The 15984-nt window shown below is 37.8% G+C and carries 10 protein-coding genes and 1 pseudogene; 3 read left to right on the forward strand and 8 right to left on the reverse strand.

The window, feature by feature from the left end:
- Nucleotides 1-356 precede the first annotated feature (356 nt).
- Genes IPK91_00185 through asnB form a run of 3 tightly spaced genes read right to left on the reverse strand, consistent with a single transcriptional unit; the run spans nucleotide 357 to nucleotide 4680 of the window.
- On the reverse strand, nucleotides 357-1658 hold the full coding sequence (locus tag IPK91_00185) for an O-antigen translocase (protein MBK8295720.1): 1302 nt from the start codon (nucleotides 1656-1658) through the stop codon (nucleotides 357-359).
- A 24-nt stretch (nucleotides 1659-1682) separates the two neighbouring features.
- Nucleotides 1683-2819, reverse strand: a complete 1137-nt coding sequence (locus IPK91_00190) for a hypothetical protein (GenBank protein MBK8295721.1) — start codon at nucleotides 2817-2819, stop codon at nucleotides 1683-1685.
- Nucleotides 2749-4680 carry an asparagine synthase (glutamine-hydrolyzing) gene (gene asnB, locus IPK91_00195; protein ID MBK8295722.1) on the reverse strand — a complete coding sequence of 644 codons (1932 nt, stop codon included), beginning with the start codon at nucleotides 4678-4680 and terminating at the stop codon, nucleotides 2749-2751. The genes IPK91_00190 and asnB overlap by 71 nt, the downstream gene beginning before the upstream one ends.
- Nucleotides 4681-4831: 151 nt before the next feature.
- On the opposite strand from asnB, the gene IPK91_00200 reads away from it, so the two are divergent.
- Nucleotides 4832-6124 carry a glycosyltransferase gene (locus tag IPK91_00200; protein ID MBK8295723.1) on the forward strand — a complete coding sequence of 431 codons (1293 nt, stop codon included), beginning with the start codon at nucleotides 4832-4834 and terminating at the stop codon, nucleotides 6122-6124.
- A gap of 290 nt (nucleotides 6125-6414) precedes the next feature.
- Here the strand turns inward: IPK91_00200 and IPK91_00205 are convergent, their stop codons facing one another.
- Together IPK91_00205 and IPK91_00210 are read right to left on the reverse strand one after the other, a co-directional pair.
- Entirely contained in the window at nucleotides 6415-7170 is a 756-nt protein-coding gene (locus IPK91_00205) for a YfhO family protein (GenBank protein MBK8295724.1), read from the reverse strand.
- A 34-nt stretch (nucleotides 7171-7204) separates the two neighbouring features.
- Nucleotides 7205-8899, reverse strand: a complete 1695-nt coding sequence (locus tag IPK91_00210; GenBank protein ID MBK8295725.1) for a hypothetical protein — start codon at nucleotides 8897-8899, stop codon at nucleotides 7205-7207.
- A gap of 278 nt (nucleotides 8900-9177) precedes the next feature.
- On the opposite strand from IPK91_00210, the gene IPK91_00215 reads away from it, so the two are divergent.
- Nucleotides 9178-9555, forward strand: coding sequence for a GxxExxY protein (locus tag IPK91_00215; protein MBK8295726.1), 378 nt, complete (start codon nucleotides 9178-9180; stop codon nucleotides 9553-9555).
- A gap of 837 nt (nucleotides 9556-10392) precedes the next feature.
- Here the strand turns inward: IPK91_00215 and IPK91_00220 are convergent.
- The 3 genes and pseudogenes from IPK91_00220 to IPK91_00230 form a co-directional block, all read right to left on the reverse strand.
- A complete protein-coding gene (locus IPK91_00220) occupies nucleotides 10393-11445 on the reverse strand; it encodes a 2-oxoacid:ferredoxin oxidoreductase subunit beta (GenBank protein ID MBK8295727.1) in 1053 nt (350 codons plus the stop codon).
- Nucleotides 11442-13290, reverse strand: a pseudogene (locus tag IPK91_00225) (2-oxoacid:acceptor oxidoreductase subunit alpha). Before IPK91_00225 ends, IPK91_00220 begins: the two are co-directional and overlap by 4 nt.
- The gene (locus tag IPK91_00230) at nucleotides 13272-15062 is read right to left on the reverse strand and encodes an FAD-dependent oxidoreductase (protein ID MBK8295728.1); all 1791 of its coding nucleotides are present in this window, start codon (nucleotides 15060-15062) and stop codon (nucleotides 13272-13274) included. Before IPK91_00230 ends, IPK91_00225 begins: the two are co-directional and overlap by 19 nt.
- 357 nt (nucleotides 15063-15419) lie before the next feature.
- Here IPK91_00230 and IPK91_00235 point away from each other — a divergent pair, with 357 nt between their 5' ends.
- Nucleotides 15420-15896: a hypothetical protein gene (locus IPK91_00235; GenBank protein MBK8295729.1), complete on the forward strand. Its 477-nt coding sequence runs from the start codon at nucleotides 15420-15422 to the stop codon at nucleotides 15894-15896.
- Nucleotides 15897-15984: the final 88 nt, after the last annotated feature.

Genomic DNA, 15984 nt, shown 5'->3' on the forward strand with positions numbered 1-15984 from the left:
CATAACCCTCCACCCTAAAAGTCCCAAAATCAGTAATCAGCAGTTAGGAGTCAGTAGTCAGTAGACAAAAATTCAAAAATGCTCAACATACCAATAACCCTCATCCCTAACAGTCCCAAAATCAGTAATCAGCTGTTAGGAGTCAGTAGTCAGTAGACAAAAATTCAAAAATGCTCAAAATACTCATAACCCTCCACCCTAACAGTCCCAAAATCAGTAATCAGCAGTTAGGAGTCAGTAGTCAGTAGACAAAAATTCAAAAATGCTCAAAATACTCATAACCCCCACCCTAACAGTCCAATAGTCTAGCAGTCTAATAGCCCATCAGCCCATCAGCCCATCAGCCCTTCAGCCCTTCAGCCCTTCAGCCCTCCAGCCCTTCCTCCCTTCAGCCCCATCTGCTGTTTCCAGGGTTTTGGCAATACACTTTTTTTGATAAGTACGATGAGGTCTTTAAAAATAATCAGATAAATGCAGAAATAAAGTAAACAAGCAATTGCATATGCATAACTACAGCCTACTAAACCAAATTGTTTAAGACAAAAGTAAGTGCAGACAATTAATAATGCATGAAAGGATAAATCAGCTTTCAAGCCACTTCTAAACATGGCTTTTGATGTGATGATATAGCTCAGTATGATCGCAGAAATGCGAAAAACATCTCCCATCATTTGAAAGCCGAATAAAACACGCATGGGTCTGAAGGTTTCTGCTAATAAAATCGATATAATCAAATCACGACAAAGCCAGATAGTTCCAGCTATAAAAATCATTACCGGAATGATCCGTTTAAAAGCTTTTCGGATTTCTCGAACCAATTCACTCGTTTCTGAAATGCCTGAAAGTTTTGGAATAAAATAAACGACCATCGTGCCGGTAATCACAGCCAAATAGCGATCTGAAAGGCTAAACATTGCTTGCCACAATCCAGCATCTGTAATACTCAGATTCCATTCAACCATTTCTCGGATTATTATCATAGACCACATCCAACTAAAAGATGTAATGGCTGAAAAAACTCCATATTTAATCAACTGTTTTGCAAATTCCAAATTCAAATGAAATTTGAAAAATTCTCTATTTAGAAATTTCAATTTGCCTAATGCAATCATCCCTGTTAAGGTAGAAAATAGTGCAAACAGTGAATTCGAAAGCAAGGCTCCTATTACATTGTACTTTGTAATAAGAATCAGCGTAGTGATTAAATTTAATAAAGAAGCGGCTATATTTACGTAAGTCAGTTTATTGATTTCACCTAAGCCATTCAATATCCCTGTGATTAAAACTTGAAGTGAAATAAGTATTAAAAAACAACCATACAGTATAAATACAATTTTAAAATCCTGATCTTTAAATGCAGCTTGATTCAAGTAACTTGAGCTGATTAATACAAAGAGACAACAGATTAGCGAGCCAATTCCAATAATGCTAAAGGCAGTTTGAATTATTTCTTTAAGTTTCTGTTTGTTGTCTTTGTGCTCAGAAACATATTTTACAATGCCGGTAGCAATTGAAGCAGTCGCGATGATTAGGATCAGTCCTGAGATGTTTCCAAATTTACCAATGTAAGCCGTACCAACCGGACCTATTATTTTTGCACTCAACTTCGTTATTATAAGGCCAGTAATCATATTGATCACAGCGTAAAGGCCACTCATAAAACTTGTTTTGTAAAAGTTCATTTACTTTTTTGTGAGTTTCATGGCAAGAAAAGGTGACAGATTCAAAATGAATGGATGTTTAAATCTAAGCAATCCATTTAGTATAATTGACATACAATTTATAATAAACGAAGAATAATTCGTATTATAAAAACCAGGCAATGCTTCTATTGAAAATCCTGCTGCTTGTGCCGCAGATTGATAGTCTGCATAAGTTACCAAGCGTTCAACCCAGGCTCCAGTAATTGGATCACAGGTATTGCTTGATTCATTTGGAGGAGCAGGCCAGTGGCCTGATTGAATGTAATATTCGGTGCGTTTTAAAATTTCCTTTTCGATATAACTGCGATTTAAAATGGCAAGCCTTCTGATTGTTTCAGAATCTAATTGTGGAAAATGATTTTTTATCAACGCAGAACGCAATTGAATTCCACTGAGCGATTCATCCAAATCCGGGTGGTCCATATCAACCCGACTGCCTTTGTATTCATATTCTTTATGTATTTTTAAATGCAGTCGTTTTACCAACGGATTGTGTATGTTGGCAGATGTAGTGATTACAATACTGAAACCTTCTGGACCTAAACTGGCAATATCATTAAAAAATGCTCGATAATCGGGTAAATGTTCGATTACATTGCGGGAAGCCAAGCCAAGTATGTTTATATCATGAAAATGACAATACGCAACTAAGGCATTGGTATCACCTAATACAAAATAATCCGGCCTTGCATTGAGTGCAGTGCCTATTTTTCGAATGCCATCAAGGTACTCATCAAATAAATCGTGACTGATGCAGGTATAACCCATTCTTTTTACTAAAAACGAAAATAAACCAATACCTGCACCATGATCTACAATAATCGTACTTGATTTATTTGATTTCGGATTTAATAATAAGTGATATAGTATAAAAGCATTGCATTTACTTACATAACTCAACTTCGTAAGATCGTATCGAAAATAACTTTTAACACTTTCAGAAACATCCAATGCATCGATATCAAGTTGCAACAAATCATTTTGTAATTGAAAAGCTACTTCTTGGATTCTTTTTAAACTGGGATTGGTTTGCACGAAGTTTAATTTATTGGTTCGTTTGGAAAGTCGATTGGTACCACAATTCGCTGGTGAAAATTTTCCACAATTCGTTTTCACCAAATTGATTGATATCTTTTGTAATTCGATCTTGTATTTGTTTGCCGTGCCACCAATCTCTGGATAAAAAACCGGAACTATGCACCATATCCAATATCGCTGATTTTAATACAGTATGTGTCCAATAAGAAGTAGGAGTGGCAAATCCAATTTTGTCTTTCCTTTTAAGAATACTTTCTGGAACATAGGATTTCATGCTTTCTCGTAAGATGTATTTTGTTTCGCCTTGATGCAATTTTAAATGATCGGGTATATAAAATGATTTTTCAACCAGCCGATGATCTAAAAACGGAACACGGCTCTCGATTGAATTAGCCATTGAATTTCGATCTTCCCAATGCAACATGTGTGGTAAGTGGGTAATTTGAATTGCATTTTGTAAAGCCGTTGATAGCAAAGAGTGATTGGTATGCATTTTAAGTTGCATCTGGGTTTCTGGATACAAGTTAGGCGATGCATATTTTTTATGTTCTAATTTTCTTAGCGCAACTGAATCTAACTTTAATCGTTGTTTTGCAAGATAATTATGTGAGATGGCGGCTTTTAAACCTTGGTGATATGCTAAAGTTGCAGTAGTTTTAAGGAGTTCCATGATATTGCCTTGCTGATAACATTGTGCCAAATAATATTTATAAAAATAAGGATAGCCGGCAAACAATTCATCGCCACCTTGTCCATTGAGTAACACAATGATACCCGCCTTGCGGACATTGCGATAATTTAAAAATGCAGAGAAAGGACTCCCTCCTGCAGTTGGGGCATCCTGATGATAAGTCCATGCTTTCAATTCTTCAACAGTAATTTCTTTGCTACCCGTTTGAAATGTAGATTGAAAACCACCTTGGTCTAAAACAGCTTGAATGTAACTTCGTTCGTCATATTGTTTTCCTTCATAATATACGGAAAAGGTGCGTATAGCTTGGTTGGTTAATTTTCTTGCCAAGCAACAAATTGAAGAAGAATCAATGCCGCCACTCAAAGCAATACCCAATGGAACATCGCTGCGCAAACGCAATTTAATGGAATCACTTAATAGCGCTCGAAGTACATTACAGGAATCAGATTCATTGAGCATTTCTTGTTCTGAAACCAATGGGATATCCCAATATTTTTTTTGTTCAATACCTTTTATAGAAACAATTGCATAATGTGCAGCTGGCAATTGTTGAATTTCAGTTATAAAGGTTGCAGATGTTTCAAATTGACGATTCCATTGAAGAAATTCTAATAAGGCCTGACGATTTGGACTGAGTTTGTCCGGGATAATTGCAGCAATTTGCTTTTCTTCAGAAGCCCATATAAATTGATTGCCATCAAAATAATAATTAAATGGTTTTATCCCCATGCGATCTCTTGCAATAAATAAATTACCGGACCGGTTATCATAGATAACAAAAGCAAACATGCCTATAAATTTTCCAAGGCATTGTTCGTTCCATTGCAAATACGCATGAATTAAGACTTCAGAATCGCTGTTTGTTTTAAATTGATGTCCCAGCTTGGTCAATTCCTCACGAATTTCAATGTAATTGTAAATTTCTCCATTGAAGCTTAACCAAATTTGACCTGAGGGGTCTGCCATGGGCTGATGGCCATTGGCAGAGAGATCGATGATTGCAAGTCGTCTGTAACCTATGCCAAGATTGCACTTGGTTTGAACCGGCAATACGGATGATCTTGCTTTTATTTCTGAAATGGTATCATCGTGTACATGGTGATGGATGGCCTTGTTTGCAGTATGGATTAGTAAATAGCCTTCATCATCTGGACCCCGATGACGGATGATCCGGGTCATTTTTAACAGATCCTGACTGTTTATAGATGCTCCATCTAGATTAAAAATTCCGGCTAAACCACACATGTATCAGGGCAAAGTTATAAAAAGAGAAGGAAACCTTTTTCTTCAAGGCTTATTGATCCAATCTTGTTAGTTTGAAAACTAAAACAATTCTCCCATTCAGCTTTTCAAAGCTTAATTTTACCCGCATAAGCAAGCTATAAGTACTCCAACATTGAAACGCGTTCTCATTATCACTTATTATTGGCCACCTTCCGGTGGGTCAGGTGTCCAGAGGTGGTTGTATTTTACTAAATATCTTCGGGATGCTAATTGGGAACCAATCATTTATACGGTTCAAAATGGGGAGTATCCCTATATAGATTCAAGTTTGCAACAACATATACCGGATGATTTGGAAATTATAAAAGGCCCGATTTGGGAACCTTATACCTTATTTAAAAAGCTATCCGGTACCAAGGAACAGGTAAATCCAAGCATTTTTTCTGAAATGGAACGCGGTTCCTGGTTTAAACGGCTCTTGCTGTGGATCCGTGGAAATTTCTTTATTCCAGATGCACGAATGTTTTGGATTCGTCCGTCCATACGTTTATTAGAAAACTATTTAAAAAAATACCCGGTTGATTTTATAGTAAGTACCGGACCTCCTCACAGTACGCATTTAATCGCACGTTCATTAAAACGTCGATTGGATATTCCCTGGCTGGCTGATTTTAGGGATCCCTGGACACAGATTTATTCGTTTAAACAACTCAACTTAAGCAAGCTATCAAGAAAGATACACAATCGACTGGAAAAATCTGTATTGCAAGAAGCCAATTTGGTAGTTACCGTAAGTCCGGATTGTAAAAAAGGATTGGAATCACTTGTCAATCGGGAAGTATATGTAATTACCAACGGATATGAAACGTTTCCAAAACAAAATCCTGTGAAGGATCATTCTAAAATTAAAATGGTGTATGCGGGAGTATTAAGTGCAGATCGCAACCCAAGTATTTTTTGGAAAGTTTTGGAAAATTATTTAAGAGACGTTCCTGCAATTTCAAATAAATTTGAATTGATCCTTATTGGAAATATAGATCCCTTGATCGTTTCGCAATTAAAAGCTTCTAGCTTATCACCTTATGTGCAAGTCCTTGCATCCATGCCACACGCACAACTTCAACATTATTTATTTGAAGCAGACCTCCTTTTGTTGGTGGGTGTGCCCGGAAATAAAGGAGTAATTACCGGTAAATTTTTCGAATACCTTTATTTGCAAAAACCAATTTATTCAATTTCACCGGCAGACAGCGATGTTGTAACTATTTTGAAAGAAACGGAAGCAGGTTTGAATGCTGATTACGCCGACGCGGAACAACTATACTCGAATCTTGAAAAACTTTTTGAAATGGTTGCTATGAATTCCTTTCCAAACAATGAAACTAAAATTGCCAACTATTCACGTAAAAATCTGACAACTGCAATTTCAGATTTAATGAATTATTATCTTGATAATTACATGTAATTTATTTTCATTTCATGTACTTTCCGAACCCAAACCCCTTGACAAAGGCTTAACATTTATAAGATTCTGGATTCAATAATTTTTGTTTTAACAAAATGGATGTTGTTAAAATTTAACTTTGAAACGATGGGCATAATGTGAATACAAATTTAAAGCCCCTTTAAAGAGTTTTTAGTTCAAACAAGCATGAATTAAAAATGGACTTTGTATGGAATTGATAATAACAATTTTCAAATGATTAAATTCCAAATTTTTTACCAAGAAAATGTATAAGTGATATTAAATTATCCTTATTTAAATTTCATCAATTCCTTATAGGCTACAAATCCCATCAAACCAATTAACAATACTGAGCAAATCATGGAAAGATTTTTACCAAACATAAATGAATTGGGTTTAAATTCCATTACAACCTGGTGTTTGCCATCTGGAATCTGACATGCTCTTAACACATAATTTGCCCTGATTAAATCTACTTCCTTCCCATCAATGCTTATATGCCAACCTAAATCGGGACCATACCAGATTTCAGAAAATACTGCTAATTGATTTCCGCTGCAATTGGCTTCATAGACCATTTTATTTGGACTATAAGAAGTTAATTTAATGGAACCATTTCCATCAAATTGTTTTTGTGTTAGTTTGGAATCAAATTCTTGATTCACAATTGCAAATTGTTTTAAATTAGTTTTATTGAGTTCAGCAATTTCATCATCCGGTGTACTAACCATTTTGACATCATGTACCAACCAGGCATTACCCATTGCAAATGGATTGGGTAAGGGCATTTCTTTTCCTGGCTGACCCAAGATAAAATATTTTGTATTGAGCATGTTTAATACACTCAATACGGAAAGTGAATTTGTTAAACTACTGTCGGAAGTAAAATTTTGCAAAAAACCGTTGAGTTGTTGAATTTCAGGTTCGATATGAAGATCAATCAAATCTTGATATCGTTGCAATTTTGCCGGATGATAGCCGCCGATGTGATTGTGAAAGAAAGACGGCATCGAACTGTTAAACGTATTGACCGTTAAATCAAGCACTCTGTAATCTGCTTTGTCACCTAATATTTGTGTATCAACTTGTCGTGGTTTTGAGATTGTTCTTTTTAGATTTACTTACGAAATCATCTTTACTGATGTATCGGGTGGCCACACCACCAAGATCAATTAAAGTTAGGATCCCCAATGCAATTGCTGCATAACGCAATTGAATTTTAGACTTTAGATAAGCCCAAAGCATGGCTGCTGCTAATGTGATAAAAATCAAGGACCTCCAGGCATCGCTTTGCATTAAGGATTTACGATCCAAGATCAATGCATCCGTATCCAATCCTTGGTTGGCGTAACCTGCATCCGAACTGTGTTTAAAATCAAAAAAGCTCGGACCCAACAATGCAAAAAACAAACAAATACCTCCTGTAATCGCTATGCTATAATATAATTTTTTTAATAAAGATTCATCCTTTTTATCGGCATTTGAAATTTGATACAATGCCATCATGCCGAGGATTGGAAAAAAGTAGGACACAACCGATAACATGCTACTCGGTGCTCTGAATTTGCTGTAAAGCGGCAAGTAATCAAATAGAAAATGATTTAAAATTTCAAAGTGTTTACCCATCGACATCAATAAACCCAAACTGACTGAAATGGTAATCCACCATTTGATTGGGCCCTTAACAATAAACATACCCAAGACAAACAACAAACACATGATAGCACCAAAATAAAATGGGCCACTGGTAAAAGGAAGGTCTCCCCAATACAATGGGGCTTTAAATCGCTTGGGTGCATTGTAACCTTTTTTACGCAAACTTTTCAATAGTTCAGAATTTGCATCCGCAGGTTCCGAAGTCCCGCCTCCTGCAACTCCTGGGATTAAACAAGACATCAGGTCGATGCCGCCATTGCTCCAATTGGTTGCATAGTCCCATTGTAAACCGGCAGTATTTACATCTCCCGTTACATCGTTTGTTTTTTTACTCAAGATGTGACCACCCCGCATGGTTTCTTTAGCATATTCATATGTAGGAAGGATTGAACTGGATGAAGCAAGCAAGGCCAACACAACAATGCCTGCCATAATCCCACTCGGTATCATAAAGTTTTTAAAATCCTTATCCTTAATAAATTGAATTGCAAATGCAAATACCAAGGGCAACATCAGCAACATGGTGTAATAACTCATTTGCACGTGGTTGTTGAGCACATTAATGCCCATTCCCAAAGCAAATAATGCAGCACCTTTTAACCAGTTTCCCCGATACGAAAGTATCATACCGGCAATTATAAACCCAATCATAGAGAGCACAATCAGTTTAGGAACATGTCCGGCCTCTAATACGATAAAGTTTCCGGTAACCAAAGCCGTTCCCAATCCACCCATGCAGGCAAAGGGGATACTGAGGCCAAGAACTAAATACAATACATAAAAGGATAAAGCGCAAAAGAAGAATATGGCAATGGGACCACTCAGAAATCCTAATGCCAAAATCTTTTGGACATAAATCATGAAATTATAATCCATTGGGGTGGATATCTGGTAGGCTGGCATTCCTCCAAACATGGTTCCAGTCCATAAAGCAGGATCTCCCGGATGTTGTTTGTTGTATTCTAATATTTCACGGGCTGATCCTTCCCAACTTGAAACGTCTCCTTGTTGTAATACTTTTCCTTGCCAGTGTGGAGCAAAGAAAAAGGAAATGACTGCGATAAACAGCAGAATGACAATCAGATGCGGGTATACTTTTTGAAACAGATTTTTTAACATAATGAAGGAATATGAACTTCAAAGGTATCGGTTATTTTTAAAATTCATTCAGATTGTTGGAATTGAACCAAAAGTTGTTCTTGCAACAATCCGGAGGCATTACTAAATGTACTGATTGGATTTATGGTGCCCAAAAAGGTAAACGATTTTAACCGGATAATTTGACATTAAGCTGTCCTAATCCGTCTAATTTTGTAAAACTATGGAGAACTATGAACCGCCAATAAATTTTTTGAGGTTTGCAAATTAGGCTTAGAAAAATTTTCAATTAAGTCGATATGACAGAAAATGAAATTACCTATAAATTAAGAGGAGCTATTTTTAGGGTATACCGTACACTGGGTCCGGGATTATTGGAAACGGTATATGAAGCCGCATTGAAACATGAAATTCGCAAAGATGGTTTAATTGTAAATTGTCAGGTGCCATTGCCAGTGATTTATGACGAAGTCAAAATGGAAGTGGGATTTCGAATTGATTTACTCGTTGAAAACAAAGTAATCATTGAAATTAAATCCGTTGAAAACCTTGCGGAAGTTCATCATAAGCAAGTTTTGACCTATTTGAAATTATCCGGAATGAAATTAGGTTTGTTGGTAAATTTTAATTGTGTCGATATAGAAAAAGCCATATTTAGGAAAGTAAATAAACTTTAATGATGTAAGACCTGCAGCCAATTCTTGTTCTCCCACAGAATGTGCAGAAAGGAAAATATTATCTGCGTAAATCTGCGAGATCTGCGGGAAATTCTTATTGTCCCGCAGACTACGCAGAAAAGCGCAGAAAGGAAACCTCTTCAGCGAAAATCTGCATAATCTGAAGGGCAATCTTTATGTGTCATTCTGATAATGGATCAAGACGATAATAAGAAAAATTAACTCTGCGTAAATCTGCGAGATCTGCGGGAAATTCTTATTGTCCCGCAGACTACGCAGAAAAGGCAGCAAAGAAAACCTCTTCAGCGAAAATCTGCATAATCTGAAGGACAATCTTTATGTGTCATTCTGATAATGGATCAAGACGATAATAAGAAAAATTAACTCTGCGTAAATCTGCGAGATCTGCGGGAAATTCTTATTGTCCCGCAGACTACGCAGAAAAGCGCAGAAAGGAAACCTCTTTAGCGAAAATCTGCATAATCTGAAGGACAATCTTTATGTGTCATTCTGATAATGGATCAAGACGATAATAAGAAAAATTAACTCTGCGTAAATCTGCGAGATCTGCGGGAAATTCTTATTGTGTCATTCTGATAATGGAGCCGGACGATAATAAGAAAAATTACTCTGCGTAAATCTGCGAGATCTGCGGGAAATTCTTTTTGTGTCATTCTGATAATGGAGCCGGACGATAATAAGAAAAATTACTCTGCGTAAATCTGCGAGATCTGCGGGAAATTCTTTTTGTGTCATTCTGATAATGGAGCCGGACGATAATAAGAAAAATTACTCTGCGTAAATCTGCGAGATCTGCGGGACAAACTCTTTTAAAGATTAACGTAAACTTTCGTTAATCGATTTTAATGCGTTATCGCCAGGACACAATTCAGACTCGGTTAAGGCGTTGAGTGGTTTCTTTGTTGTATTTAATATTTGATGTAACTCCTGACTTTCTTCATTGATATAGATCAAACCGGTTAAAATTTCACCATTTTTATTGGCTTCGTGCAATGCATGTACTGCCGAATCCCGATTCGTTGGATCCCAATCTGCTTGCAATTTATTGAGTTTAATGAATGAGCCATCATGCATGGTAACCAGTTTGTTACTACCTGCTTCATAATCAGTCTTAATTTCAGATGCATGGGGCACAAAATCTACAGTAGCCGTTGCATCAATATGCTGGCGTACATAATCATATGATTTAGTAGATCCAACATTGTTGTTAAAAGTTACGCAAGGTGAAATCACATCGATGAGGGCAAAACCAGGATGTGCCAATGCTGCTTTAATTAATGGAATCAACTGTACTTTATCACCAGAAAAACTGCGCGCTACAAATCCAGCCCCCAATTCCATAGCCAAACCAGGTAAATCAATATTCTGAAATAGATTGGTTGAACCGGCTTTGCTTTTAGAACCTTTATCTGCAGTTGCGGAATCTTGTCCTTTCGTCAAACCATAACATCCATTGTTCATTACAATGTACGTGATGTTTAAATTTCGTCGAATTAAATGTACAAATTGGCCCATTCCGATAGAAGCAGTATCTCCATCTCCGGACACGCCAAGATAAATTAAATCTCTATTGGCGAGATTAGCACCTGTTGCCACACTCGGCATTCTACCGTGTACGGAATTAAAGCCATGTGAATTGCCTAAAAAGTAGGTCGGCGTTTTTGACGAACAGCCAATGCCTGAAAGTTTGGCAAGACGATGGGGTTCGATGTTTAATTCAAAACATGCTTGAATCAATGCCCCTGATATGGAATCATGCCCACAACCGGCACAAAGGGTTGATAACGAACCTTCATAATCTTTTCGCTTATACCCTAAATTATTTACAGGTAAATCTGGATGTCTGAAACTTGGTTTTATATAACTCATGAGGCATTCATTTCAAAAGAAAAGTCTTTGCTTCTCTTGTTTTCTTTTTGAATATAATTGGTGATCTCTTTGTAAATATGTGCAGCTGTGATTGGCATTCCATCGTAATTCAACACGCGAATCAATTTATCCGGATTTATTTCCAATTCGTTGATTAATAAAGTCCGCATTTGTGCATCGCGATTTTGTTCGATCACAAATAGAATTTCATGATCTTCTACAAAATCACAAACCTCTTGTGTAAAAGGAAACGCGCGTAAACGAATCGCATCCAATTCAATTCCATCTTTTGCAAGTAAATCATGGGCTTCAACAGATGAAAAATGACTGGTTCCAAAAACAACATGCCCATGGATGCATTGGATTCTGATTGCATGAGTTCAGGTTTTGGAACATAGGATTTAATCGTCTCCCACTTTTTAACAATCGATCCATGTTGCGTTTGTATGCATTTCCATCTTCTGTATAAATTGCATATTCATCTCTCGAAGAGCCTCTTGTAAAAAAGAGCCTTTTTGTAGGATGTGTCCCTGGAATGGTACGATAAGGAATTCCATCTCCATCGGAATCTAAATAACGACCAAAGCGACCGATTTGATCCAGCTGTTCAGCGGTCAACACTTTTCCGCGTCGATATTGGGCTGTGGCTTTCCATTCCAATGCATCGCTTACATGATCATTCATTCCTAAATCCAAATCTGAAAGGATGATGATAGGAGTTTGTAATTGTTCTGCAAGGTCAAACGACAAAGCAGCAAATTCAAAACATTCTTTCGGTGAACTTGGAATCAATAATACCTGTTTGGTATCGCCATGTGAAGCGTGGGCTGCAATTAAAATATCGGATTGTTGTGTACGAGTCGGCATTCCGGTTGATGGACCTGTGCGTTGCACATCGACCAATACTGCAGGAATTTCAGCAAAATAAGCTAGTCCTAAAAATTCCTGCATCAGTGAAACACCCGGACCACTGGTTGCTGTAAATGCGCGGGCACCATTCCACATCGCACCAATGACCATTCCCATAGCGGCCAATTCATCTTCTGCCTGAACGATGGCATAATTGTTTTCATTTGTTTCAGGATCCACCCGATATTCAGCAGCATAATCTGCAAATGCATCCACTACCGAAGTAGAAGGTGTAATTGGATACCAGGCAGCAACAGTTGCTCCTCCATAAATTGCACCCAATGCGGTTGCTGCATTTCCTTCAAATAAAATTTTATCTTTTAAAAGGTCACGTCTTTGCAAACGATAGGGTAGTGGATGTGCAAAATGCTTCTGAATGTATTGATAGCCTAAATCCAAAGCATGATGATTCGGTTGAATTAATTTTTCCTTTCCTTTAAATTGTTCGTTGACCAATTGTTGCAACACATCCATTTCAATATCAATTAATGCAGCTAAAGCACCGACATAAATGATATTTTTAAACAACATCCGTTGACGCGGATCTGTATATTCCTGAATGGTTATTTCAGTTAAAGGAATTCCTATATAATTTAAATCTTCCCGAATGTATTCCTTGTGAAGCGGTTTTGTATTGTCATAAATAAAATATCCACCCGGTTTTACGCTTGCCACATCTTGCAACATCGATTGCGGATTTACACAAACCATCAAATCGATTCCATCTCGACGGCCAAGATAAAACTGGTCGTTGACGCGCACTTCATACCAAGTGGGCAAACCCTGTATGTTCGATGGAAAAATATTCTTAGGACTTACTGGTATGCCCATTCTAAATATTGCTTTGGCAAACATATTGTTGGCACTCGCACTTCCGGTACCATTTACATTTGCAAACCGAATTACAAAATCATTAATTATAGAATGTGCTTGCATGAACCGGCTTTAGTAACTTGATAAAAATATTTTTGCATATCCCATGCAGTTGTCGGACACCGTTCGGCACACAATCCACAATGCAAACACACATCTTCATCTTTAACCATAACCCGTTTGGTTGGCAGGACTTCGGAAACATATAAATCCTGTGTAAGATTGTTTGCAGGTGCAGAAAGACGGGTACGCAAATCCATTTCTTCGCCATCATCGACAAAAGAAATGCAGGACGTTGGACAAATATCAACACATGCGTCACATTCAATACAACGACTGGTTGTGAAAACTGTTTGCACATCGCAGTTTAGACAGCGTTGCGCTTCTTTGAATCCGTTTTCGAGGTCAAATCCCAATTCAACTTCTTTCTTGCGGTCTTTGAGTGTTAATTTTTTATCTGCTTGTGGAACGATGTATCGAAGGTCATCAACAATTTTACTGTCGTAAGCCCATTCGTGAATACCCATTTTTTGAGAAACCAGATTGACCATAGGATGAAGCCGTTCGGTCAGATTTTTGCCTTGACAATACAAGTCAATGGATATTGCAGCCTGATGCCCTTGAGCAACAGCAGTAATTACATTTTTTGGCCCGAAGGCCGCATCCCCACCAAAAAATACATTGGGAATGGATGATTGATGGGTCAACACATCTACTTTAGGCATTTCCCACTGGTCAAACTCAATGCCTAAGTCCCGTTCGATCCAGGGAAAGCTGTTTTCTTGTCCGATAGCCAATAGGATTTCATCCGCTTCAATCAACACTTCGGGTTCACCAGAAGGGACTAATTTTCGTTTTCCGGAATCGTCTTTTATAGCTTTAACTTTTTCAAAGCGCATGCCTTTGAGTTGTCCATTTTCAACTACAAAAGATTTGGGAACATGACAATCGAGTATTGGGATATCTTCATGCATCGCATCCTCTTTCTCCCAGGGCGATGCCTTCATTTCTGCAAATGGACTCCGAACTACGACTTTCACTTCTTCGCCTCCTAAACGGCGTGAGGTACGACAGCAGTCCATAGCCGTATTACCCCCACCAACGACAATTACTTTCTTGCCTATTTTGGCAGTATGCTCGAACGCCACATTAGCTAACCATTGGATTCCGATATGGATGTTTTCTTTAGCATCCCACCGACCTGGTAAGTCTGGAAGGTCTTTTCCTTTTGGAGCTCCGGTTCCAACAAAGATTGCATCATAACCTTTTGAAAGAATTTCTTTAAGGCTGCTGACATAAGTTTTAAAATGCGTGTGAATGCCTAGATTTAGGATGAAATTTACCTCCTCCGACAACACCTCATCCGGCAAACGGAATGAAGGAATTTGACTCCGCATCATCCCACCGCCAAACTCCTGGTCATCATACAGATGAATTTCGTAACCAAGGGGCGCAAGATCGCGTGCAACGGTCAAAGATGCCGGACCGCCACCAATCAATGCAATTTTCTTGCCATTCGGAGGAAAGGGACCTTTAGGCATATGGTCACTGACATCTCCTTTATGATCGGCAGCGACTCGTTTCAATCGACAAATTGCGACAGGCTCTTCCTCAACACGACCCCGACGGCAGGCTGGTTCACAAGGCCGGTCGCACGTTCGACCCAAAACACCTGGAAACACATTGGATTCCCAATTGATCATATACGCTTCGGTATATTTTCCGGCCGCTATTAAGCGGATGTATTCCGGAACCGGTGTATGGGCAGGACAAGCATATTGGCAGTCCACTACCTTATGAAAATACTCCGGATTTTTGATATCTGTTGGTTGCAAATGTTCTCTTTTTAAAAAGCGCGACAAAGGTAGTAAATGTTCCAATGGTTCAAGGGAGCAATTCTGTAATATTGACTTATGGCACCCGATCAGGCACTTTCATAAAAAAAGAACCCCAAACGCTTGAAAAAAGTTGAGTTTGCCATATTTATGGACCCAATTCGTATTTGCAATCGCAGTGCAATCAAAAAAAAATAGATTGAATAGGAAAGCAACAATTTTTACTAAACGCATGAATCGGACTAAATTGAACTGAAGGCTCATTTTTCCCTGATTTTGTCTCAATTAACTAAATGCCATCTCAACAGTATTCAATAACATTCCAGCCCCATCAAACGTTTTACATCAAATCCTCATATGAAATACCCATTATTTTTTTTAATTATTTTTTTGTTTTTAGCTGCATGCAGTGAAAAAGATTGTTGCGTTAACCTTGAACCCGATTATTTAGTTTTTGGAGTTTACCGAGGATTTTGCAGCGGACCTAAATGCATTGCAATATTCAAATTGTCAGACAGTTTACTATTGGAAGACACCCGGGATGACTATCCATCTCAAACAAAATTTTATGAAGGACAATTTGAATTGCGTTCCAATGAAAAATTTAATGAGGCCAAAAAGCTGTGGAGTCAATTTCCAAAACAATTTCTTAGTGATTCTCAAAGAGTTTTTGGAATACCAGATGCCCACGACCAGGGCGGAGTTTATATAGAGTATAAATCGCAATCCACACACAACTTTTGGATCCTGGACACCAGCATCGACAGACTTCCGGATGCCTATAAAGCCTATACTGAATTGGTAATTGAAACAGTGGATAAATTATTGCTTTAGGTGATGTAGTGATACCTATTGTGAAATAGTCTTTAGAAAAGAAGTCTTTGGAGAAATGTTCCAATTCTGCAATCCTGCAATACTACAA

The organism is Saprospiraceae bacterium (genome assembly GCA_016712145.1).
Classification (GTDB): Bacteria; Bacteroidota; Bacteroidia; order Chitinophagales; family Saprospiraceae; genus Vicinibacter.